This is a genomic window from Thermocrispum agreste DSM 44070, from assembly GCF_000427905.1.
GTDB classification, from domain to species: domain Bacteria; phylum Actinomycetota; class Actinomycetes; order Mycobacteriales; family Pseudonocardiaceae; genus Thermocrispum; species Thermocrispum agreste.
Map to the genome: position 1 here is coordinate 269,405 of NZ_ATYX01000006.1, position 22,681 is coordinate 292,085.

22 protein-coding genes are annotated in these 22,681 nt (G+C 70.7%); 16 read left to right on the top strand and 6 right to left on the bottom strand.

Annotation, left to right across the window (positions count from 1 at the left end):
• The first annotated feature begins 53 nt into the window (after positions 1 to 53).
• Positions 54 to 1,040 carry a DHH family phosphoesterase gene (locus YWY_RS0103490; protein WP_028846478.1) on the top strand — a complete coding sequence of 329 codons (987 nt, stop codon included), beginning with the start codon at positions 54 to 56 and terminating at the stop codon, positions 1,038 to 1,040.
• Positions 983 to 2,326 (top strand): MATE family efflux transporter, encoded by a 1,344-nt coding sequence (locus YWY_RS0103495; protein WP_038044357.1) that lies wholly within the window; start codon positions 983 to 985, stop codon positions 2,324 to 2,326. Before YWY_RS0103490 ends, YWY_RS0103495 begins: the two co-directional genes overlap by 58 nt.
• A 27-nt stretch (positions 2,327 to 2,353) precedes the next feature.
• Here YWY_RS0103495 and YWY_RS0103500 read toward each other — a convergent pair whose 3' ends face one another.
• Complete coding sequence (locus YWY_RS0103500; RefSeq protein ID WP_028846480.1) at positions 2,354 to 4,024, bottom strand: GMC oxidoreductase; 1,671 nt, start codon at positions 4,022 to 4,024, stop codon at positions 2,354 to 2,356.
• The gene (locus YWY_RS0103505) at positions 4,021 to 5,556 is read right to left on the bottom strand and encodes a flavin-containing monooxygenase (RefSeq protein ID WP_084608874.1); all 1,536 of its coding nucleotides are present in this window, start codon (positions 5,554 to 5,556) and stop codon (positions 4,021 to 4,023) included. The genes YWY_RS0103500 and YWY_RS0103505 overlap by 4 nt, the downstream gene beginning before the upstream one ends.
• A gap of 48 nt (positions 5,557 to 5,604) precedes the next feature.
• Between YWY_RS0103505 and YWY_RS0103510 the strand changes: the two genes are divergently transcribed.
• The 13 genes from YWY_RS0103510 (at position 5,605) to YWY_RS20100 (ending at position 18,590) form a co-directional block, all read left to right on the top strand.
• On the top strand, positions 5,605 to 6,699 hold the full coding sequence (locus tag YWY_RS0103510; RefSeq protein ID WP_051309623.1) for an AraC family transcriptional regulator: 1,095 nt from the start codon (positions 5,605 to 5,607) through the stop codon (positions 6,697 to 6,699).
• Positions 6,700 to 6,821: 122 nt separating this feature from the next.
• Positions 6,822 to 7,544 (top strand): hypothetical protein, encoded by a 723-nt coding sequence (locus tag YWY_RS0103515; protein WP_028846483.1) that lies wholly within the window; start codon positions 6,822 to 6,824, stop codon positions 7,542 to 7,544.
• A 46-nt stretch (positions 7,545 to 7,590) separates the two neighbouring features.
• Positions 7,591 to 8,478: a tRNA pseudouridine(55) synthase TruB gene (gene truB, locus YWY_RS0103520; RefSeq protein WP_051309626.1), complete on the top strand. Its 888-nt coding sequence runs from the start codon at positions 7,591 to 7,593 to the stop codon at positions 8,476 to 8,478.
• Positions 8,479 to 8,529: 51 nt separating this feature from the next.
• The gene (locus YWY_RS0103525; protein ID WP_084608875.1) at positions 8,530 to 9,501 is read left to right on the top strand and encodes a bifunctional riboflavin kinase/FAD synthetase; all 972 of its coding nucleotides are present in this window, start codon (positions 8,530 to 8,532) and stop codon (positions 9,499 to 9,501) included.
• A gap of 118 nt (positions 9,502 to 9,619) precedes the next feature.
• The gene (locus YWY_RS0103530; RefSeq protein WP_028846486.1) at positions 9,620 to 10,117 is read left to right on the top strand and encodes a helix-turn-helix domain-containing protein; all 498 of its coding nucleotides are present in this window, start codon (positions 9,620 to 9,622) and stop codon (positions 10,115 to 10,117) included.
• Positions 10,114 to 10,671, top strand: a complete 558-nt coding sequence (thpR, locus tag YWY_RS20090) for an RNA 2',3'-cyclic phosphodiesterase (protein WP_051309627.1) — start codon at positions 10,114 to 10,116, stop codon at positions 10,669 to 10,671. The genes YWY_RS0103530 and thpR overlap by 4 nt, the downstream gene beginning before the upstream one ends.
• A 38-nt stretch (positions 10,672 to 10,709) precedes the next feature.
• A complete protein-coding gene (locus YWY_RS0103540; protein WP_342665088.1) occupies positions 10,710 to 11,498 on the top strand; it encodes a tyrosine-protein phosphatase in 789 nt (262 codons plus the stop codon).
• Positions 11,499 to 11,708: 210 nt separating this feature from the next.
• On the top strand, positions 11,709 to 11,978 hold the full coding sequence (gene rpsO / locus YWY_RS0103545) for a 30S ribosomal protein S15 (protein ID WP_028846488.1): 270 nt from the start codon (positions 11,709 to 11,711) through the stop codon (positions 11,976 to 11,978).
• Positions 11,979 to 12,241: 263 nt separating this feature from the next.
• Positions 12,242 to 14,518, top strand: coding sequence for a polyribonucleotide nucleotidyltransferase (locus YWY_RS0103550; protein ID WP_028846489.1), 2,277 nt, complete (start codon positions 12,242 to 12,244; stop codon positions 14,516 to 14,518).
• 85 nt (positions 14,519 to 14,603) lie between these two features.
• Positions 14,604 to 15,893 carry a M16 family metallopeptidase gene (locus YWY_RS20095; RefSeq protein ID WP_051309629.1) on the top strand — a complete coding sequence of 430 codons (1,290 nt, stop codon included), beginning with the start codon at positions 14,604 to 14,606 and terminating at the stop codon, positions 15,891 to 15,893.
• Positions 15,890 to 16,654, top strand: a complete 765-nt coding sequence (gene dapB / locus YWY_RS0103560; protein WP_038044359.1) for a 4-hydroxy-tetrahydrodipicolinate reductase — start codon at positions 15,890 to 15,892, stop codon at positions 16,652 to 16,654. Before YWY_RS20095 ends, dapB begins: the two co-directional genes overlap by 4 nt.
• On the top strand, positions 16,651 to 17,130 hold the full coding sequence (locus YWY_RS0103565; protein ID WP_425426103.1) for a hypothetical protein: 480 nt from the start codon (positions 16,651 to 16,653) through the stop codon (positions 17,128 to 17,130). The genes dapB and YWY_RS0103565 overlap by 4 nt, the downstream gene beginning before the upstream one ends.
• A gap of 128 nt (positions 17,131 to 17,258) precedes the next feature.
• Positions 17,259 to 18,590: a tannase/feruloyl esterase family alpha/beta hydrolase gene (locus tag YWY_RS20100; RefSeq protein ID WP_156899089.1), complete on the top strand. Its 1,332-nt coding sequence runs from the start codon at positions 17,259 to 17,261 to the stop codon at positions 18,588 to 18,590.
• On the opposite strand, the gene YWY_RS0103575 is transcribed toward YWY_RS20100, so the two are convergent.
• Both YWY_RS0103575 and YWY_RS0103580 read right to left on the bottom strand, forming a co-directional pair.
• Complete coding sequence (locus YWY_RS0103575; RefSeq protein WP_028846492.1) at positions 18,568 to 19,083, bottom strand: hypothetical protein; 516 nt, start codon at positions 19,081 to 19,083, stop codon at positions 18,568 to 18,570. The genes YWY_RS20100 and YWY_RS0103575 overlap by 23 nt on opposite strands.
• Positions 19,084 to 19,213: 130 nt before the next feature.
• The gene (locus YWY_RS0103580; RefSeq protein ID WP_028846493.1) at positions 19,214 to 19,774 is read right to left on the bottom strand and encodes a GNAT family N-acetyltransferase; all 561 of its coding nucleotides are present in this window, start codon (positions 19,772 to 19,774) and stop codon (positions 19,214 to 19,216) included.
• A 58-nt stretch (positions 19,775 to 19,832) separates the two neighbouring features.
• On the opposite strand from YWY_RS0103580, the gene YWY_RS0103585 reads away from it, so the two are divergent.
• A complete protein-coding gene (locus YWY_RS0103585; protein ID WP_028846494.1) occupies positions 19,833 to 21,059 on the top strand; it encodes a winged helix-turn-helix domain-containing protein in 1,227 nt (408 codons plus the stop codon).
• A gap of 94 nt (positions 21,060 to 21,153) precedes the next feature.
• Here the strand turns inward: YWY_RS0103585 and YWY_RS0103590 are convergent, their stop codons facing one another.
• Both YWY_RS0103590 and YWY_RS0103595 read right to left on the bottom strand, forming a co-directional pair.
• Entirely contained in the window at positions 21,154 to 22,023 is an 870-nt protein-coding gene (locus tag YWY_RS0103590; RefSeq protein ID WP_028846495.1) for a DUF4097 family beta strand repeat-containing protein, read from the bottom strand.
• Positions 22,020 to 22,544 carry a toxin-antitoxin system HicB family antitoxin gene (locus tag YWY_RS0103595; RefSeq protein WP_028846496.1) on the bottom strand — a complete coding sequence of 175 codons (525 nt, stop codon included), beginning with the start codon at positions 22,542 to 22,544 and terminating at the stop codon, positions 22,020 to 22,022. The genes YWY_RS0103590 and YWY_RS0103595 overlap by 4 nt, the downstream gene beginning before the upstream one ends.
• Positions 22,545 to 22,681: the final 137 nt, after the last annotated feature.

Genomic DNA, 22,681 nt, shown 5'->3' on the forward strand with positions numbered 1-22,681 from the left:
CACCGGAGGCGGAATCGGCCGCACACGACCGGAGTGTTGCCGCGGCCGCGCGGGTGCTGGCGGAGCAAGTGCCGTCGGGCGAGGTGACTCTGCTCGGCCACATCGACCCGGATGCCGATGCGTTGGGCACGGCGCTGGCGCTCGGCCATGCGCTGCATGATGCCGGGGTGTCGGTGCGGGTCAGCTTCGCGGAGCCGGACGACGTGCCGGAGACGTTGCGCGGGCTGGATGTCGCCGGGTTGCTGGTCCGGCCGGACGATCTGCCGCCGACCGATCGTGTGCTGGTCGCGGTCGACACCCCGAGCATCGCCAGGCTCGGCTGGCTGGGCGCCCGGGTGGAGCGCACCGCCTCCTCGGGAGGAGCCGTCGTGGTGATCGACCACCACGCTTCCAATATGTTCTACGGCACGCACAACGTGGTGGACCCCGGTGCCGAGGCGAGCGCGGTCGTCGCGCTGCGCGTGCTCGACGCCATGAATCTTCCGCTGACCGAGCCGGTGGCGCGCGGCTTGTACGCGGGCTTGCTGACCGACACGTCGTCGTTCCGGCGGGCGACGCCGCAGACCCACCGCATCGCGGCGCGGCTGGTCGCGGCCGGGGCCGACCCGGACGAACAGGGCCGTGTCCTGCTGGACGACCGCCCGTTCGCATGGCTGCCGATGCTGTCCCGGGTACTGGCTGGCGCCCGGCTGGAGGCCGCGGCGGCACGCGGCCTCGGCGTCGTGCATGCGGTCGTAGACCTGGATGTGGCACGCGATGTGCGTGTGGAGGAGGTGGAAAGCGTCATCGACGTTCTCCGGTCGACGTCGGAGGCCGAGGTCGCGTTCGTCCTCAAGGAGCGGCGGCCGCATGCCGGTGTGCGGCAGTGGTCGGTGTCGCTGCGAGCGAAGCGTGCGGTGAACGTCGCGGCCGTGGCGCGCACGCTCGGCGGGGGAGGCCATCACCTGGCCGCGGGCTGCCGGCTGGAGGGTGAGCCGGAGCAATGCATCGAGACGCTGCTGGCCGCGCTGTCCGACGCTCCGCTGTTGGAGAGCCGGTGAGCGCGCGCGAAGTCTTCCGGCTCGCCGTCCCCGCCTTTGGCGTCCTGACCGCCGAGCCGCTTTACGTGCTGGTCGACACCGCGGTGGTGGGGCACCTGGGCGCGCTCCCGCTGGCCGGACTGGCGGTCGGCGGAGTGGTGCTGGCCCAGGTGTCCGCACAGCTGACGTTCCTGTCGTACGGGACGACGGCCCGGACCGCGCGGCTGCACGGTGCCGGCCGCCGGGCCGACGCGGTGGCCGAAGGCGTCCAGGCGACGTGGCTGGCGCTTGCCGTCGGCGCCGTGGTTCTCGTCCTGGGCCAGCTGCTCGCCGAACCCATCGCGCACGCGCTGGCCGGTGACGACGACATCGCCCGCAACGCGGTGTCCTGGCTGCGCATCGCGCTGTTCGGCGCTCCGCTGATCTTGGTGACCATGGCGGGCAACGGCTGGATGCGCGGCGTGCAGGACGCCAAACGCCCCCTGTACTACGTGCTCGCGGGCAACGGGATCTCCGCCGTGCTCTGCCCGGTGCTGGTGTACGGCGTGGGCTGGGGCCTGGAGGGCTCGGCGGTGGCGAACGTGATCGCCCAGATCATCAGTGCCGGGTTGTTCCTGCGCGCGCTGATCAGGGAACGCGTGCCGCTTCGGCCGCAGCCGAAGGTCATGCGAGCGCAGCTGGTGCTCGGCCGTGACCTGGTGCTGCGCAGCTTGTCGTTCCAGGCGTGCTTCCTGTCGGCCGCGGCGGTCGCGGCGCGAGCGTCCGCCGAAGCAGTGGGTGCGCACCAGATCGTCCTGCAGCTGTGGACGTTCCTGGGGCTGGTGCTCGACTCGCTGGCCATCGCCGCCCAGTCGCTCGTCGGGGCCGCGCTCGGTGCGCACGCCGCCGACCGGGCGCGCCAGCTGTCCAGGCAGATCACCGGCTACGGCCTGGTGTTCGGGTGCGTCCTGCTGGTGGTGTTCGCGTCCGTGCACGGCGTCCTGCCGAAGGTGTTCACATCCGACGCCGGGGTGCTGGCCGAGGTGCCAGGGGCATGGTGGTTCTTCGTGCTGCTGCAACCGGTCGCCGGGGTGGTGTTCGCGCTGGACGGGGTACTGCTCGGCGCCGGTGACGCGAAGTTCCTGCGGAACGCCACGCTGGGCAGCGCGCTGCTCGGGTTCCTGCCACTGATCTGGCTGTCGCTGCGCTTCGGCTGGGGGCTGGCAGGCATCTGGACCGGGCTGGCGGCGTTCATGCTGCTGCGGCTGATCGCGGTGACGGCGCGCTGGCGGTCCGGGCGTTGGGCGGTCGTCGGCGCCGAGCGCTGAACGGGCCCGGCGCCGCGACCGGGCCGCTCACGCCTTCTGCAGCGGCAGCCGCAAGGCGCCCGGGGCTTCCTCCGGCACCACCGGGTTCTTCGGGGCCACCGGCTCGATCTTCCGGTACCCGGCACCCAGGGGCGGCCGAGGATCCTGCTCGCCCTTGTTCGGCCAGAACGCCATCGCCCGCTCGGCCTGCGCGGTGATGGTCAGCGACGGATTGACCCCGAGGTTGGCGGAGATCGCCGACCCGTCCACCACGTGCAAGCCGGGATGGCCGAAGACGCGCTGGTAGGGGTCGACCACGCCTTCCTCCGGGGTGGCGCCGATCGGGCAGCCGCCGATGTAGTGCGCCGTCGCCGGGATGTTGACCACGTCGGTGAACAACCCCTGCGGATCACCGTCCACCTTCTCCGCGAAGCGCCGGGCGATGTCGTGGGCCAGCGGGATCCACGTCGGGTTCGGCTCGCCAGTGCCCTGCCGGGTGCGCAGCCGCCCGCGCTTGAGGTAGGCCTGCAGCGAGTTGTCCAGCGACTGCATGAACAGCAGGATCACCGACCGCTCGGACGCCCGCCGGGCGTTCAGGCTGCGCAGGAACGCGCCCGGTTTGCGGACGATCGCGAGCAGGAACCGCAGGAACCGGAACGCCCCGCCGTCGACCATCGGCACGGTCATCGGGAACAGCGCATTCTGCCCCTTGCCGTAGTGGCACACCTCCAGGTGCGTGTTCGGTTCCGGGTGGATCGACGAGGTGATCGCGATGCCCTCGGCGAAGTCGTGCCGCTTACGGGACGCCACGTTGATGATCGCCTCGGAGTTGCTGCGCGTCAGGTGCCCCAGCCGCGGGGAGAGGTTGGGCAGCATGCCGTTGCTCTTCATCTGCAGCAGCAGCTGCTGGGTGCCGAGCGCGGCGGCGGCGAACACCACCTGCTCGGCGGTGAACACCCGCTTGCCCTTGCGCAGCTTGCCGTTGGATCTTCTGGTGTGTACCTCGTATCCCCCGCCGGGCAGCGGCCGGACCGCGGTCGCGGTGGTGAGCGGATGGACCACCGCCCCATTGGCCTCGGCGAGGTAGAGGTAGTTCCGGGTGAGGGTGTTCTTGGCGTTGTGCGGGCAGCCGGTCAGGCACCGCGCGCAGTGGATGCACCCGGCGCGGCGCGGGCCTGCCCCGCCGAAATAGGGGTCGTCGACCTCCACGCCGGGCTTGTCCTCGTTGAAGAACACACCGACGTCGGTGGGGTGGAACGTGTCGCCCACGCCGATGTCCTCGGCCACTTCGCGCACGACCTCGTCGGCGGGGGTCAGCTTCGGGTTGGTGGTCACCCCCAGCATGCGCTTGGCCTGGTCGTAGTACGGCTTGAGCTCGGCGCGCCAGTCGGTGATGTGCGCCCACTGCTTGTCCCGGAAGAACGGTTCCAGCGGCTCGTAGAGTGTGTTGCCGTAGATCAGCGAGCCGCCGCCGACGCCCGCGCCGCTGAACACCAGGCACTTGCCCAGAATGCTGATGCGCTGCGGGCCGAACAGGCCCAGCTTCGGCGCCCAGATCGACTTGCGCAGGTTCCAGTTCGACTTCGGCAGGTCCTCCGGTTCCCAGCGCTTGCCCGCCTCGAGCACGCCGACCCGGTAGCCCTTCTCGGTCAGCCGCAACGCCGCCACGCTGCCGCCGAAGCCTGAGCCGATGACCAGCACGTCGTAGTCGAACGTCATACCGTCACCCCTTCTGTGGATCGAGTGGGCAGCAACGTGCGGTAGTCCTCGGGATGCCAGCGGCGAGCGGTCAGCCGGTAGGCGCTCACCGTGCCCGGCCAGTTGTTGGTGACACGCCCGGAGGCGTTGCGGTACCAGCTGGAACACAGCGTCCACACCGAGCGGTCCAGCCTGCGCTGCAGCGCGCGGTTGTACTCGTCGCAGACGTCCTCGCGCACGTCGAAGGCGACGCCCGGCTGCCTGGCCACCTCCCGGATCGCCTGGGCGATGTAGCGGGCCTGGGTCTCCAGCATGTAGATGATCGAGCCGCAGCCGAGGTTGGTGTTCGGGCCGTACATCAGGAACATGTTCGGAAAGCCGGGCACGGTCATGCCCTTGTACGCGAAGGCGCCGTCGCGCCAGACCTCGGCGAGATCACGGCCTGCCACGCCCCGCACGGACATCGGGCCGAGGAACTCCGACGCGCGGAACCCGGTGCCGTAGATGATCACGTCCGCTTCGTGCAGCCGGCCGTCGGACGTGCGCACGCCGTTCGGCTCCACCCGCTCGATCCGGGTGGTGACCAGGTCGACGTTCGGCTTGCTGAACGTGGGCAGGTAGTCGTTGGAGAACAGGCCGCGTTTGCAGCCCACCGCGTAGTCCGGGGTGAGCTTGGCCCGCAGATGCGGATCCGGGACCTCCTTGCGCAGCTTGTGCAGCGAAATCTGGCTGATCAGCGGGCGCATCCACGGTGCGTCCACCAGGCCGAGGGAGATCACCTCGCACAGCAGCCAGAATCCGAACCGTTCGGCCAGCCGGATCGGCGGCACCCGCTTGAACAGCTTGTGGTGCCACCGCCGGTACTGCACCTCCGGCCGGGGCAGGATCCACGGCGCCGAACGCTGGAACACCGTCAGGTGCGCGACCTTCGGCTGGATGGCGGGCACGAACTGGACCGCGCTCGCACCCGTGCCCACCACGGCCACGCGCTTGCCGGTCAGGTCGGCGTCGTGGTTCCACTGCGCGGAGTGGAACCAGGTACCGGCGAAGTCGGTCAGGCCGGGGATGTCCGGCAGTTTCGGCCGGGACAGCTGGCCGGTGGCGGGCACGAAAACGTTCGCCACGACCGTCCGGTCGCCGGCCTCGATTCGCCAGGTGCCACTGGACTCGTCGAACGAGGCGCTGGTGACCTCGCAGCCGAAGCGGATTTTCGGCCACAGCCGGTACTTGTCCACCAGGCGCCGCATGTACTGCTGGATTTCCGCCTGCGGGGAGAACCGGGACGACCATTCCGGGTTCGGCTCGTACGACAGCGAGTAGTAGGGGGAGGGGATGTCGCAGGCCGCCCCCGGGTAGGTGTTCTCGCGCCACACGCCACCGACGTCGTCGCCCTTCTCCAGCAGCAGGAAGTCGGTGAATCCGTGCCGCTGCAGTTCCAGCGCCATCGCCAATCCTCCGAACCCGGTGCCCACGATGGCCACCGTGGTGCGTTCGTGGTGGCCCGGGCCGGTACGCGGATCGGGTGTTGTGCTCGTCACCCCGGGTGTGGTCATGGCAGCACGGTATGTCGCCGCCCGGCGAACCGATCCATAATTCCGGCCATGGTCACTCAGCCGGATGCCGGCCTGACGCCCGGTGTCGCGACCAGGCCTGCCGTGACCGCGTGGACCTTCCCGCGCGGGGCGGCGAGCGTCGCGCTGATGGCGCGGTTCGCCGCCGAGCACGGCGTGCCGATGGAGGACGTGCTGCACGGCAGCGGCATCACCCCTGCCGCGGCGACCGACCCGGGCACCCAGATCGACGCCCACCAGGAGCTGGCCGTGGTGCGCAACCTGGTGCGCCGGCTCGGCCACCGGCAGGCGCTGGGCATCGAGGTGGGCAGGCGGTACCGGCTGAGCACGTTCGGCATCTTCGGATTCGCCTGCCTGAGCAGCCAGACCCTGCGCGACGTGATCAGCTTCGCGCTGCGCTACTGGGACTTGAGCTTCGCCTTCGCCATCCCGGTCGTGGAGATCACCGACGGGCGGCTGCGCCTGGAGCTGCGTGACGACGACGTGCCGGAGGACGTCCGGCGCTTCGCCGTGGAACGGGACATCGCGGCCATCTTCACGGTGCTGCGCGAACTGCTGACCGAACCGGTCGGCCTGCTCAGTCAGCGCTTCCGGTTCCCGGCGCCACCGGAGGGGGAGCTGGCGGCGTATCGCGACGTGCTCGGGGTGCGGCCGGAGTTCGGCGCCAGGGACAACGTCGGCTACCTGGACGGCGCGCTGCTGGACCGTCCGCTGCCGAAGGCAGACCCACGGACCGTCGCCGAGTGCGAGGCGGTGTGCCGCGAGCTGGTCGCGCGCAAGCGTGCCCGCACCGGGTTGTCCCAGCAGGTGCGGGCCCGTCTGCTGCGGCTCGGCGCGCTCGAGGCGGGAATCGACGCGGGCATGGAAGCGGTGGCCCGCGACCTGCACATCAGCGTGCGTACCCTGCGCCGGCGCCTCGCCGAGGACGGCACCAGCTATCGTGAGCTACGCGACGAGGTCCGTGAGGCATTGGCCGAGGAGCTGCTGGCCACCGGGGCGCTGTCGGTCTCCGACGTGGCGATCCGGCTGGGATACGCCGAAGCGACCAGCTTCATCGCCGCGTTCCGCCGCTGGAAGGGCATGACTCCGGCGGCCTACGCTCGGAGGTTGCGTGCTTCGGGGTAACGGAGGAGGCTTTTCGGCCGGATCGGCCGCTCGCGGGCATTGACCAGGCGGGTGCGATCGCATAGCTTTTCGGTCTCGAAAGGGTAACGCTGGGGGATCGTGGCAAACACTGGTGAGAGGTCATGAACTGGCTCGTGCCGCTGGTCATGGTGATGGCGCTGGCGCCCATCGCCGCATGCGTGTGGTGGTGGCAGCGCAGTAGGCAGGAAGAACGGCGCAAGGCGGCGGCGCGCGCCAAGATGACCAGCTACCTGCAGGCCTGCGAGGCCAGCAGGGCCGACCTGAGGCCGGTCGAGGCCGGCAAGGCCGGCCGGAAGACGGTCAAGGTCGGCAAGGCCGACCGGAAGGTTGCCGAGGCAGGCAAGCCCGGCCGGAAGCAGGTTGCCGCCCGCAAGCCCGCTACGTCCGGGGCTACCCGCAAGCCCGCCATGTCCGGGAAGGTTTCCGCTCCTGCCACTGTCGGCACCGGCGAGAGGGCCAGCGGGCCGTCGCGTCGGCGCGAGCCCTCCCCGGCCGCGCGCCGGCCGCAGCGCCGGGAACTGCCCGCCCGGCCCGTCCGCGAACCGGCCCGCCACGAGTTTCCCGCCCGTCACGACCGCCCGCCGGTGCGCGAGCCCGTGCGGCCTGCCCGGCAGATGGCGGCGCGCTCGCTGCGCCCGGTGGGCAGCGAGCTGGCCACGGTGGAGCTGCCGCGGGAGCAGCTCGACGAGGCGATCACCCGGCGCGTGGACGACGTCACCCGGCGCATCAAGCCCCGGCGCGACGAGGATCCGTCGCTGACGATGATCACGCACGGCGCGCAGGCGCGGTTCCGTGCCGTGAGCTCGATGACGGGGCTGCGGTAGGCGGCTGCCGCGCCACGGGCAGGCGCCCGTGGCTAGAGTCGGCGTCATGGACCCCGGCCTGGTGATCGTCGACAAACCCGCCGGCATGACGTCGCACGACGTCGTGGCCAGGATGCGGCGCATTTTCGGCACCCGGAAAGTCGGGCACGCCGGGACGCTGGACCCGATGGCGACCGGCGTGCTGGTCGTCGGCATCGAGCGGGCGACCAAGCTGCTCGGCCATTTGTCGCTGGACCGCAAGACCTACCGCGCGACCATCGCGCTCGGGGCGGCCACGACCACCGAGGACGCCGAGGGGGAGATCGTCTCGGCCGCGGATCCCGCCGCGGTGCGCAAGATCACCGACGAGCAGATCGGCGCAGGCATCGCCGCCCTGACCGGCGAGATCATGCAGGTCCCGTCGGCGGTCAGCGCGGTCAAGGTGGACGGCAAGCGCGCCTACGCCCGGGTACGTGCGGGCGAACAGGTCGAGCTGCCTGCCCGCCCGGTCACCGTGCACCGGTTCGACCTGCTCCGTACCCGCCGCCCCGGCTCGCGCACCGGACTGGAGCTCGATGTCGAGGTCGACTGCTCAGCGGGCACCTACGTGCGTGCGCTGGCCCGCGACCTCGGTGCCGCGCTCGGCGTGGGCGGTCATCTGACCGCGCTGCGGCGCACCAAGGCCGGGCCGTTCGGGCTGGCGGCCGCGCGCACCCTGGAAGAGCTCGAGGAGCACCCGACGCTGTCGTTGTCGCTGGACGCGGCGGTTCGCGCGGCGTTCCCGATCCGGCAGGCCGGCGCCGCAGCGGCCAAGGCCGTCCGCTACGGCCAGCGGATCCCGGCCGCCGGAGTCGAGGGCACCTACGGCATCGTCGACCAGCAGGGGCGTGCGCTGGCGCTGGCCGTGGATCGGGGCAGGCACGCCAAGTACCTGGTGGTGCTGGCTCCGGCATAGGCAGGCGGGGAGCGCCGGACCGCTCGTGCGGTCGTCGGCTAACCTGCACTCGTGCTGCGTTGGCGAGGACTGGACGATCTGCCAGGCAACTGGGGCCGCTGCGTGGTCACCATCGGCGTGTTCGACGGCGTGCACCGCGGCCACCAGGAACTGATCCGGCGCACGGTCGACGTGGCGCACAAGCGCGGGTTGCCGTCGGTGGTGCTGACGTTCGACCCGCATCCGTCCGAGGTCCTGCGGCCGGGCAGCCATCCGGCCCAGCTGACCACCCTGCGCCGCAAGGCGGAGTTGATGGAGCAGCTGGGCGTGGACGTGTTCTGCGTCCTGCCGTTCACGCTCGAGCTGTCCCGCATGCCCGCCGCCGACTTCGTGCACGAGGTGCTGGTGGACCGGCTGCACGTCGCCGTCGTGCTGGTGGGGGAGAACTTCCGGTTCGGCGCCAAGGCGGCAGGTGACGTGGATCTGCTCCGTCAGCTCGGCAAACGCTTCGGTTACGTGGTGCAGAGCGCCGAGCTGCAGGGGGCATCGCTGGGCGAGTCCGACGGCAAGGACGTCACCGGGGAGATCACGTTCTCGTCGACCTACGTGCGTTCCTGCATCGACGCCGGCGACGTCGAAGCCGCGGCGGTGGCGCTGGGCCGCCCGCACCGGATCGACGGCATCGTCGTACGTGGCGACGGCCGCGGCCGGGAGCTGGGGTATCCGACCGCGAACCTGTCGACGCCGCGGTACGCCGCGGTGCCCGCGGACGGCGTGTACTCGTGCTGGTTCACCACCACGTCGCGGCCGGACAGGGTGCTGCCCGCGGCCGTGTCCGTGGGAAGCAACCCGACGTTCTCCGGGAGGGAACGCCGGGTCGAGGCCTACGTGCTGGACGTCGACGAGGACTTCTACGGACAACACGTGTCGCTCGACTTCGTCGCCCGGCTGCGGGACATGGAACGCTTCGACACGATCGACGCGTTGCGGGCGCAGATGGCTGCCGACGTCGAGCGGACTCGCGATGTGCTCCGTCGCGCCTGACGGCATGGGGGGTGACCTGGCCGCACACGCCGCACGGCCGCCGCGGATGCGGCAAGATGCAACACGGTGGCCGCGATCCGGTGCCTGCAGCCGCGAACGAGGGGAGCGGACAGGGGTAATGGACGAACAGAAGATCATCCAGCGCAACGTCGAGTGGCAGCGCAAGTGGTACGGCGAGCCGCTGGGGGACCGGTTGCGCAGGCTGGTCGTCGCCTTCGACGTGTCACAGGCGTATCTGGCCGAGGTGCTGGGGATCAGCGCACCGATGCTGAGCCAGGTGATGAGCGGCCGCCGGGCCAAGATCGGCAATCCGGCGGTGCTGGCCAGAATGATCATGCTGGAGCGGAAGGTGCTCACCCCGGGTGTCGCCTCCGGGGATCGGAAGGCGATCGAGGAAGCGATGCGCGACGTGCGCGACTCCAACCCGACGGTGGGCAGGGACAACCTGCCGGTCTACGCCGGTGAGGTGGACGACACGTCGCTGCTGGCCGCGATCCGGGACGTGGCCGAGGACGAGAACCTGGTCAAGGCCGCCGAGCTGCTGGAGAAGGACTTCCCGGCCATCGCCGATCTGCTGCGCCGCGCCGGACAGTACGACGGTGGCCAGGCGGCGTGAGGCTGTTCGCCGCCGTGGTGCCGCCGCCGCGGGTGGCGGAGCATCTTGCCGCGGCGCTCGACCGCTACCGGTCGGGCGACACGTCCCTGCGATGGACGCGTGTCGAGTCGTGGCATCTCACCCTGGCGTTCTACGGGTCCTGCACCGAGGCGCAAGCCGAGGAACGCGGCGCGTGGCTGCGTGAGCGGCTGCGGGGGCACGGCCCGGTGCGGCTGCGGCTCGCCGGTGCCGGCCGGTTCCGCGGAGTGCTGTGGGCAGGTGTCGACGGCGATGCGGACGCCTTGCACGCCATCGCCCGGGCAGCCGGAGCCGAGGACGAACGCGTGGTGAAGGAGGCGCGGCGCTGGCATCCGCACTTGACGCTGGCGCGTTGGCGCGCATCCCGGTTGCCGCGTGTGGTGAGCCGGGTGGTGGACGGATTGGCGGACTATCGCGGCCCGGAATGGGTGGCCGAGGAGGTCGTCCTGCTGAACAGCGAACTGCACCCGGCCGGGGCCCGGTACACCGCACAGGCGCGCTGTCCGCTGACCAGTTCCCGCCCGCCGATCGACTGATCGACGCCGCTCGGCTGTTCTCGGCGGCGATCGGCAGAATGGATGCTGTGACGTGGATCGAACTGGAAGGCGCGGTGAACGCGCGAGACGTCGGCGGCTTGCCCACCACGGACGGCCGGAAGGTGGCGTATCGCCGGCTCTTGCGCTCGGACAACCTGCAGGACCTGACCGAGAACGACATCAAGGTGCTGGTCGGTACGCACGGTCTGCGGACGGTGGTGGACCTGCGCACCGACTTCGAGCGCGCCTCGGAAGGGCCGGGTCCGCTGCGTGCCGACGGCCGCGTACGCCACGCGGACCTGTCCGTGCTGCTGGAAGCGGGCGACAACACCGACGTCGCCGCCGAGGCGCTGGCCGCGCGACGCCGGGAACGCAATCGCGCGCGCTACCCCGCGAACTTCATGACCGGGCTCTACCTGGGCTACCTGGAGGACCGGGCGGAGAACGTGGTGCAGGCGGTGCGGGAGATCGCCTATACCGACGGGGCCGCCCTGGTGCACTGCGCCGCGGGCAAGGACCGCACGGGCACGGTCGTGGCGCTGACCCTGTCCGCGGTGGGCGTGGAGCCCGAGGCGGTGGTGCAGGACTACGCCCGGACCGCCGAGCGCATCGAGCTGGTGCTGGACCGGCTGCGTACCACCCCGACGTACGCGCACGACATCGACCGGCTGCCGGTGGATGCGCACACGCCGCGCGGCGAGACCATGGAAGCGTTCCTCGACCATCTCGACCGGCACTACGGCGGCGCCGCCGGCTGGCTCGCCCGGCACGGCTTCGGCGACGGCGAGCTGGAGCGGCTGTACCGGAGGCTGGTCGACGGGGCGTGATCGGAGAGCGGCGGGTGAGCCGTGACGGAAACCGCCCGAGCGGCCGGTGACCGGAAACACGAGGACAATTCGGGGCTACCCAGCGTGGTCGGCAGCGGTGCCTGATACGCTGATGGCTGGTTTGGCTGCGGTCCGTGGTGGCTGAACCGGCGGGCACTGCGCCCGCTGACAGCAGATTCAGGCACGGTACGTCATCAGAGGAGAAGACGCGTGGCGCTGACCACCGAGGAGAAGAAGACCATCCTGGCCGAGTACGGCCTGCACGAGAAGGACACCGGCTCCCCGGAGGCACAGGTGGCGCTGCTGACCAAGCGCATCACCGACCTCACGGAGCACCTGAAGGAGCACAAGCACGACCACCACTCACGGCGCGGCCTGCTGCTGCTGGTCGGCCGCCGCCGTCGGCTGCTTGACTACCTCAAGAGAGTTGACATCGAGCGCTACCGGACGTTGATCCAACGTCTCGGCCTGCGCCGATGAGACACTGAAGGGGAGCGCCGGAGGAGCCCGGAGCTCCCCTTCAGCACACAACAAGGGAGAAGCGCACAGCGTTCGAGGACTCGTCGGTCGCCGGTCCTCGGTAGTGGTTGCCGGGAGACGCCCGGGAACTTCGATCGAAGACCGGCCTTGTCGGAAGGGGTCACTCGAGCGCGCGGACCGCCGTGGGAGGTGGACGGCGCGGACCCCGGCGGCGGCATTCCCACCCGGGCTCCGCCGTGAACATCGACAAGGAGACAAACCCCATGAGCGAATCCGTCGTACACGAGACGGAAGCCGTCATCGACAACGGCTCTTTCGGAACCCGCCGCGTGCGGTTCGAGACCGGCCGGCTGGCCAAGCAGGCGGGCGGTTCCGTCGTCGCCTACCTGGACGACGAGACCATGGTGCTGTCGGCGACGACGGCATCCAAGCAACCCAAGGAACACTTCGACTTCTTCCCGCTCACCGTCGACGTCGAGGAGCGGATGTACTCGGTCGGCCGCATCCCCGGCGCGTTCTTCCGCCGCGAGGGCAGGCCGTCCACCGACGCGATCCTGACCTGCCGGCTGATCGACCGGCCGCTGCGCCCGTCGTTCGCCGACGGGCTGCGCAACGAGATCCAGATCATCGTCACGGTGACCAGCCTGCACCCGGACGACCCGTACGACGTGCTGGCCATCAACGCCGCGTCGGCGTCCACCCAGATCGCAGGCCTGCCGTTCTCCGGCCCGATCGGCGGCGTCCGGGTCGCGCTGATCGACAACCAGTGGGTGGCCTTCCCGACCTGGAGCCAGCTGGAGCGGGCGACGTTCAACATGGTCGTCGCCGGCCGCATCGTCGGTGACGGGCCGGAGGACGTCGCGATCATGATGGTCGAGGCCGAGGCCACCGACAACACGCTGGACCTGATCGCCGAAGGCGCCACCGCGCCGACCGAGCAGGTGGTGGCGCAGGGCCTGGACGCGGCCAAGCCGTTCATCCGGGTGCTGTGCGAGGCGCAGCAGGCGCTCGCCGCCGTGGCCGCCAAGCCGACCAGCGAGTTCCCGCTGTACCCGGCCTACCAGGACGACGTCTACCAGGCGGTGGAGGAGCTGGCCGCCGAGGATCTGGCCAGGGCGCTGACCATCGCGGGCAAGCAGGAGCGCGACAACACCATCGACGAGATCAAGGCCGCGGTGCTGGAGAAGATCGGCGTCGGTGAGGGCGAGCGCTTCGAGGGCCGCGACAAGGAGGTCGGCGCGGCGTTCCGCGCGGTGACCAAGAAGCTGGTCCGGGAGCGCATCCTGCGGGACAAGGTGCGCATCGACGGCCGCGGCCCGACCGACATCCGGTCGCTGTCGGCCGAGGTCGGCGTGGTGCCGCGGGCGCACGGCTCGGCGCTGTTCGAGCGCGGCGAGACCCAGATCCTGGGCATCACCACGCTGAACATGCTCAGCCTGGAGCAGCAGATCGACTCGCTGTCCCCGGAGACCACCAAGCGGTACCTGCACCACTACAACTTCCCGCCGTTCTCCACCGGAGAGACCGGCCGGGTCGGTGCGCCGAAGCGGCGCGAGATCGGGCACGGCATGCTGGCCGAGCGCGCGCTGGTGCCGGTGTTGCCGAAGCGGGACGAGTTCCCGTACGCCATCCGGCAGGTGTCGGAGGCGCTGGGCTCCAACGGCTCGACCTCGATGGGGTCGGTGTGCGCGTCCACCATGGGCCTGCTCAACGCGGGCGTCCCGCTGAAGGCCCCGGTCGCCGGTATCGCCATGGGCCTGGTCTCCGGCGAGGTGGACGGCAGGACCGAGTACGTCGCGCTGACCGACATCCTGGGTGCCGAGGACGCGTTCGGCGACATGGACTTCAAGGTCGCGGGCACCAGGGACTTCATCACCGCGCTGCAGCTGGACACCAAGCTGGACGGCCTGCCGTCGGACGTGCTGGCCGCGGCGCTGAAGCAGGCCAGGGACGCGCGGTTGACCATCCTGGACGTGATGGCCGAGGCGATCGACGGCCCGGACGAGATGTCCCCGTACGCGCCGCGCATCACCACGATGAAGATCCCGGTGGACAAGATCGGCGAGGTCATCGGCCCGAAGGGCAAGATGATCAACTCGATCACCGAGGAGACCGGCGCGGAGATCACCATCGAGGACGACGGCACCATCTACGTCGGCGCCAACGACGGTGCCGCCGCCCAGGCGGCGATCGACAAGATCAACGCGATCGCCAACCCGCAGCTGCCCAAGGTGGGCGAGCGGTACCTGGGCACGGTGGTCAAGACGGCCGCGTTCGGTGCGTTCGTGTCGCTGCTGCCGGGCAAGGACGGCCTGCTGCACATCTCCAAGCTGGGCAACGGCAAGCGCATCGACAAGGTCGAGGACGTGCTGAACGTCGGCGACAAGATCCGCGTGGAGATCGCCGACATCGACCAGCGCGGCAAGATCAGCCTGGAGATCGTCCGGGACGACAAGGACGACGCCAAGGACGCCGGTGCGGGCAACGCCAAGAAGGACGCGCCGGCGGGCAGGAGCAGGAGCAGAAGCCGCAGCCGGTGATCGTGAGACCGACGTCGGAGCGGCCGCGCCGGTTGGCGCGGCCGCTCTGGCGCGTTCGGACAAGCCGTGATGAGCTGAGGACGTGATGACGGATTTCGCGTGCACCGTGTTGCCCAACGGGCTGCGAGTGGTCACCGAGACCATGCCGGGGGTGCGGTCGGCTTCGGTGGGAATCTGGGTGGCGGTCGGCACGCGGGACGAGCAGCCGGAGGAAGCCGGCGCCGCGCACTTCCTCGAGCATCTGCTGTTCAAGGGCACCACGCGCCGGACGGCGCGGCAGATCGCCGAAGAGATCGACGCGGTCGGCGGGGAGCTGAACGCGTTCACCACCCGGGAGAGCACCTGCTTCTACGCGCACGTGCTCGACACGGACGTGCCGCTGGCGGTCGACCTGGTCGCCGACGTGGTGTTCGACGGCCGGTGCTCGGAGGCCGACACCGAGATCGAGCGCACCGTCGTCCTGGACGAGATCGCGATGCGGGACGACGACCCGGACGACTGGCTGCACGAGCTGTTCTCCGTGGCGTTGATGGGCGATCATCCGCTGGCCCGCCCCATCCTCGGCACGGAGAAGTCGATCACCGGCATGACGGCGGGATTGCTGCGGGAGTTCCACCGGACCCGCTACCTGCCGCAGCGCATGGTGTTCGCCGTCGCGGGCAATGTGCGGCACGAGGACGTGCTGCGGCTGGTCGAGGAGGCGACGGCCCGTTATCCCCGGGTCAGCGACGGCCGGGCGGAACCCGAGCCGCCGCGCGGCGGGCGCGCCGAGTTCACCTCGGCCGACGAGGTGCTGCTGCGGTCCGACACCGTCGAGCAGGCCAAGGTGATGCTCGGCATGCCGGTGATGAGCAGGCACGACGAGGACAGGTTCGCGCTGTCGGTGCTGAACGCGGCACTGGGCGGGGGCACCAGCTCGCGGCTGTTCCAGGAGGTGCGGGAGCGGCGTGGGCTGGCCTACCAGGTGTGCTCGTCGCCGGTCTTCTACTCCGACACCGGCAACCTGGCGATCGAAGCGGGCTGCCAGCCGGAGCGGCTGGGTGAGCTCGTGCGCGTGCTGCGGGACGTCATCGGGGAGGTCGCCGCCGACGGGCTGACCCCGGAAGAGGTGGTGCGGGCCCAAGGGCAGTTGCGCGGCGAGCTGGTGCTGAGCCTGGAGGACACCGGTTCGCGGATGAGCCGGATCGGCAAGAACGAGCTGCACTACGGCAGGGCGTTCACCATCGACGAGACGTTGGCCCGCATCGCCGCGGTCACCCCGGAGGAGGTGGCCGCGGTGGCCGGTCGCTACCTGCGACGGGTGCGCGCGGCCGCCGTGGTCGGCCCGTATGCTCACCTGGACGATCTTCCCGGTGAGCTGCTGGAGGTGCTGTGAGCTCGGCGACGGACGACGTGACGAAGGTCGGCGTTCTCGGTGCGGCCGGCCGCATGGGAGCGACGGTGTGCGAGGCCGTCGAGGGCGCGGCCGACATGGAGCTGGTCGCGCGCGTCGACGTCGACGATCCGTTGACCACGCTGACCGACGCGGGCGCCCAGGTGGCCGTGGACTTCACGCACCCGGACGCGGTGCTGGACAACCTTCGGTTCTGCATCGAGGCCGGGATCAGCGTCGTCGTCGGCACCAGTGGGTTCGACGAGGCCAAGCTGGCGGCGGTGCGCGAGATGCTGGCCGGGCGCGAAGAGGTGGGGGTGCTGATCGCGCCGAACTTCGCGCTGGGTGCGGTGCTGCTGATGCGGTTCGCCGAAATGGCCGCGCGGTACTACGACACGGTCGAGATCGTCGAGCTGCACCACAACCGCAAGGCGGACGCGCCGTCCGGGACCGCGGCGCACACCGCGCGGCTGGTGGCGGCCGCGCGTGCCGGCGCGGGCCTCGGTGACGTGCCCGATGCGACCACGTCGGAGCTGGACGGGGCGCGCGGCGCGAAGGTGGACGGCATCACGGTGCACTCCGTGCGGCTGGCCGGGCTGGTGGCCCACCAGGAGGTCCTGTTCGGCGGCGACGGCGAGACGTTGACGATCCGGCACGACTCGTTGAACCGGTCGTCGTTCATGCCGGGTGTGCTGCTGGGTGTGCGCAAGGTGCGGCAGCATCCCGGGCTGACCGTGGGGCTCGACAAGTACATGCAGCTGTGACGACGGTGCAATCCTCCGCGCGGAAGACGCTTGTGCTCGCGGCCGTCCTGACCGCGGGTGTCGCGCTGCATCTGGTGCTGCTGGCCGGACGGGCCGTGGCGTTGCTGCGCAGCGGCGAGCCGGTGGGCGTGGCGCTCGGGGCAGGCGTGCTGATCCTGCCGGTGCTCGGCGCATGGATGGTGGTCAGCACGTGGCTGTCCGGCATCCGAGTCGCCCGGTTGACGCAGCGGCTGGCCGCCGAGGGCGGCTTGCCCGACGTCTCGGACCTTCCTCGGCGGCCGAGCGGGCGGGTCGAACCCGATGCGGCCGACGCCTACTTCGCCGAGCGCAAAGCGGAGGTGGAAGCCTCGCCGCGGGACTGGCGGGCGTGGTACCGGGTGGCGCATGCCTACGACCTGGCCGGCGACCGGCGCCGTGCCCGGGAGGCCATGAAACGCGCTGTGGCCCTGGAAGCGGAGGAGCGGGCCGGAAGGTAGGTGGGCCGGAAGGCACCTGGTCGCAGTGCCGGATGTGGTGGGTCCCCACAAGGTCGCCACGAATGTGGCTCTCGTCGCCATCGCGCTACGACAGGCGACAGGGCACGGTGACGTGCATGCCGCACCTCATGTCTCGTCGCATTTGGGTACTGTCGGCCGCGGTCGTCCTTGGCATCGCGCTGCCGCCAGTGGAAGCCGTCGCGCATTCCGCTGAGCCGGTCGTGTCCGGGCACTGCGCCCGGATCGGGCAACTCCGCGTTCCCGGCGCGGCACACCAGAAGGTGTCCTGCCTGGCGGGTCTCACCACCGTCTCGACGGAGAAGTCCGGGCACACCAACCCCGAGGACTACGTGGGCCTGACGGCCGCGGACATGCCGCGCCCGGCCGGTGTTCCCGGCATCCAGATCGACGGCTACTTCCCGGACGATTCGCGGTCGAACACCAACCACGGCTGGAACCACGACGCCCAGTTCGTGCTGCGCCTGCCGGACAGGTGGAACGGCGGACTGGTCGTCTCCGGCACCCCGGGCAATCGCAGGCAGTACGCCAACGACCGGGCGATCGCCGACCAGGTGCTGGCCATGGGATACGCGTTCGCGGCCACCGACAAGGGCAACACCGGCGTGGCCTTTTATCACGGGCAGCGCTACCCGGGCGAAGCCATCGCCGAGTGGCACCAACGATTGACCGAGCTCACCGTCGCGGCCAAGCACGTGGTCCGGCAGCGTTACGGCAGGCCGCCGTCCACCACGCTCGCCGCGGGCATCTCCAACGGTGGCTACCTGGTCCGCTGGCAGCTGGAGAACCGGCCGTCACTGTACGACGGCGGTGTGGACTGGGAAGGCACGCTGTGGACCACGAACGGCCCGAACCTGTTCACCTTCCTGCCGGTCGCGTTGCGGAACTACCCCGCCTACGCCGAGGGTGGCGAAGAGGCGGAGGCCGCGCGGCAGAGGATGCTCGACGCCGGATTCGCCCCCGGCTCGGAGTTCCTGTGGGACTACCACTACCGGGTCTACTGGGACCTGACCCAGCGTATCTACCGTGAAGCCCTCGACCCGTCGTACGACGGTCCGCTGGACGCCGGTGTGCCGTTCTGCCGCAGCGGCACGCCCGCGTGCGACGCCGACTACGACTACGCCAGCCGGCCGCAGGCGCAACGGGCCGTGCGCCGGATTGCCTTGACCGGGCGCATCGGCAAACCGCTGATCACCCTGCACGGCACCCTGGACACGCTGTTGCCGATCGGCGTGGACTCGGACGTGTACGCGGACATGGTGCGCAAGGCCGGCCGGGGTGCGCTGCACACCTACTGGCGTGTCGAGGGCGGCAACCACACCGACGGGTTGGTCGACGAGTATCCCGGCAGGCTCACCGCCATCGGGCCGTACTTCGTCGAGGCCGTCCGATCGCTCACCGGGCGGCAGGGGACCGTGGTCAGTGCCCGAACCACCCGATGAACGCCGCGGGCGCGGATGCCAGCAGCGCGAAACGGACGAACCGGCCGGCAAGGCCCATGCCGATGAACAGCGACATGCGCATCTTGGCCAACCCGCTCAGCACCACCAGCGCCATGTACGGCGGCATGCCCATGACCGAGCTGACGCCGTAGGTGCCGATCATCCACCGGCGGTGCTTGTGGCATCGGTCGCGGACCGCGTCCAGGGCGTCGTGCAGGCGCTTGGTCCGTAGCCGCCACCGTTCCCGCCGCGCGGACGGCGGCCGTTCCTTCTGGTCGCGATGCAGGAATGCGGGCAGGTGGATGGACCCGCGCGCGGCCAGGAAGTACGGCACCTTGCCGAGCACCTGGCCGACGGCCACCACCGCGGCCAGCGCGGCCCAATGCAGGCCGGGCTGGCTGGAGGCGACCGTCACCACGAACACTTCGATGCTCACCAGTGGCAGCAATGCCGAGCTGACGGCGATGCCGAAGCTCAGCAGCAGCCAGGTCACCGGCGAGCACCCCCCTCGGACAGAAAAAGTGAAGATCACGCACACGGTACCTGGTGCGATCCGGCCGTTGGTGCGAGTTGGGCAAGGCCGGGCCCAGGCCCCTGATGGTCGCACCGGAGCCCGCCCGGCGTTACTCGACCAGCTGCAGGTCCAGCCCGCCGGTGACGCACAGTTGCCGGACATGCCGTCGCCCGGTGTCCAGCGTGCGCACCAGGCGGGTGGCTTCCCAGCCCACCGTCCGGTAGAAGTTCAGTGTCGCGGAGTCGGACTCGTTGACCCAGGCGACCGCGCGGTGGGCACCGCGGGAACGCAACGCCCGCGCCGCAGCGGCCAGCAGCCGTCCACCGTGCCCGCGCCGCCCCCAGCGCGGCTCGACCAGCAGCGTGGCGATCAGCCCGGTGTGCGCGGCGTCCGGGGGCACGGTGCCGTCCGGGCCTTCGATCTCCTCCCGAGGCGCGGGGCCGGACACGCAGAAGCCGACGGTGTAGTCGCCCTCGGTGGCCACGAACACGTCGGTGTCCGGGTAGGCGATGGCCTCCGTCCACCGCTGCTGGGCCTCCTGCCCGGTCAGCGCGGCCAGCGACGCTTCGTCGAGCAGTTCGCCGAACGCGGTTTGCCACGTGATGTGCTGGATCCGGGCGATTTCCGCGGCGTCGGCTGTGCGAGCCAGGCGAACGTCAGCTACGGCCATGCTTGCGAACCTACCTGGCGGACCGGTCGCTGTCGGCCGGGCATGGCAGCATGCGCGCATGCGGTCGATCTCCGACGCCGTCGCACGGCGGATGGCTCTCGCTGCCCAGGGTTTCACCGACCCTCGTCCGGCCGGGCAGGCAGGCAGGCGGCACCTGCTCCGCACACTGCGGCGTACCAAGCTGTTGCAGCTGGATTCGGTCAATGTGGCGGTGCGGGCGCACTACATGCCGCTGTTCTCCCGGCTCGGGCCGTACCCGGCCGAGCTGGTGGACACCGCCGCTTGGTCGCACAGCGCGCGGAAGCCGCGTTTGCTGGCCGAGTACTGGGCGCACGAGGCGTGCCTGCTGCCGCTGGCCGATTGGCCGTTGCTGCGCTGGCGGATGCGCCACTACGAATCGCTGCGCGGCCGGTACTGGAAAGTGGCGCATGCCCAGCCGGGGCTGATCTCCGACGTGCTCGCCGTGGTCAAGGAACAGGGGCCGATCAGCGCAGGCGGGGTGGAGAAGGCGCTCGGTCTGCAGAGTGCGGCCAAGGGCGGCTGGTGGAACCGGTCGGCCGCCAAGGTCGCCTGCGAATACCTGTTCGCGGTCGGCGAGCTGACCACCGGCACCCGCAGGGGATTCGAGCGGCACTACGACCTGCCGGAGCGGGTGCTGCCGCCGGAGGTGCTGAACGCGCCGGAGATCCCGCACACCGACGCGATCCGTGAGTTGATCGCCCGTGCCGCCGAGGCGCTGGGCGTGGCCACCGAGACCGATCTACGGGACTACTACCGAATCAAGCCCGCGCCTGCCCGGCGGGCGATCGGGGAGCTGGTGGAGGACGGGCGGCTCGAGCCCGTCCGGGTGCGCGGCTGGCGGCAGACCGCGTACCTGCATCCGGAGGCGCGAGCGCCCAGAAAGGTCACCGGCCGGGCGCTGCTGTGCCCGTTCGACCCGCTGATCTGGGAGCGTTCCCGGACCCACCGGCTGTTCGGCTTCCACTACCGCATCGAGATCTACGTGCCTGCGCCCAAGCGCGTCTACGGCTACTACGTGTTCCCGTTCCTGCTCGACGGCGAACTGGTCGCCAGGGTGGACCTGAAGGCGGACCGGGCCGCGGGCGTGCTGCGGGCCCAGGGTGTCTTCGCCGAGCCGGGAGTGCCGCAGGCCAGGGTCGCCCACGAGCTGGCCGGGGAGCTGTGGTCCATGGCCGGATGGCTCGGCCTGGCAGGCGTCGTGGTCGGCGAGCGCGGCGACCTGGCGGCTGCCCTGCGCGCGGCCGTGGCCGCGAGCGTGGAATAGCCGGGGCCGCCGGGCCGCGCCGGCGGGCGAACCCGCACGCGTCGTACCCGGGGCGAGAGACCGAACGCGCCGCCGACGCGGCCACCATGGCGGTCTACTTGCGCGGCCCGGCCACCGTCACCGAGCCGTGCCCGCTGCGTGCGTTGATCCGCAACGGGGCGGTCTGCTCGGGTGGGTCGTGCTGCACGTCCAGCTCGGAGCTCACCCGGCCGCTGCCGGAGGACAGGTGGATCTCGGCCAGCACTCCGTCGGCGAGCTCCAGGCGGACGTCACCCGAGCCGGTCTTCGCGGTGAGCGCGCCCGCCGCTGCGCCGGAGACGGTGAGGTCGCCGCTTCCGCTGCGCAGGGTGAGTTTCCCGGACGCATCGTCGAGTTCGCCCACGTGAACCGAACCGGAGCCGGTGACGATCGACGAGGTGCCGCTCACGGCGCCCACGGTCGCCGTTCCCGACGCGGTGCGGATGTTCGCCGACCCGCTGACCCGGTCCACCGAGATGTCCCCCGAGGAGGTGGTGACCACCGCGCTCGCGGCGGTCCCGGTCACCGTGACCGAGGCCGACGAGGTACGGATGTCCAGCTCGGATCCGGCTGGTGCGCGCACCGTCACGGCCAGCGGCTGGTGCCGCATGGGCAGCGTCTTCGGCGACTGCACGATCAGCCGGTCGCCCACCAGCTCCACCCTGGTCTGGTCCACCGCGGCGGTCGCGGTGCCCATCACGTCGGCGGTGATGTGCTCACCGAACTGTTCGTTCACCCAGGTCAGTGCGCTGGCCATCATCTGCGCCCACGGCATGCCCTCCTCCGGGGCGTGCCGCACGTCGACCTGCACCCCGTCCTCGCCGCCGGTGCTGCCGCTGTCGGCAAGTTCCACGTCGACGCTGCCTGCGGAGAGCTGTACTTCGATCCGGACCGGCCCTTCGGTGGTGAAGGCGGTCGTCCGGATGGCGTCTTCCGGAGCGGTCATGACTGCACCCACCCGTGCATCTCGTTGCCTTCGTCGTCGCGATCGTCTCGTCGCTGGCCGCCCCACGGGCCGGTCCAGCCGTGCTTGCCCTGCAGTGCGCCCTGCAGGGCCTGCTGGACGAACGTGTTGAGCGAGACACCTTGCTCGGCCGCCGCCTGCTCGGCCTTGCTCTTCAGCTCCTCGAACAGGCGCAACGTCATCCGGGTGATGTTCTCGCTGCCGCCGGACGGCGGCGGTGGCGGCGGTGGCGCCTGCTGAGCGTCGTCCTGCTCGCGGGATGCCCTGGTGTCCACGACCACCCGGACGTCCCGCCCGGCGAGACGCACGTCGACCACGGTGTCGTCCAGCTGGGCGGTGATCTCGTCGGCCAGGTCGGACAACGCGTTCATGATGGCGAGCCGGGCCGCGGGCTCGAGCGCCGCCGACAGGACCGCGGCGGCCCGTTTCGTGTTCTCGTCGCCGGCGGAGGCCGCGGCATTGAGGTCCTCGCGCAGGCTGGTCAAGTACGGTGACAGATCCATGGTGTCATGGTGCCACCATTCTGACATCACTTCAACGTCAGATGACATCATGGGTGATGTCGCGGATCGGTGTCCGCGGCGATGTGGCTTCCGGCCCGCGGGTCCGCACGAGATCGGCGGTGCCGGCGGTTAGGCTT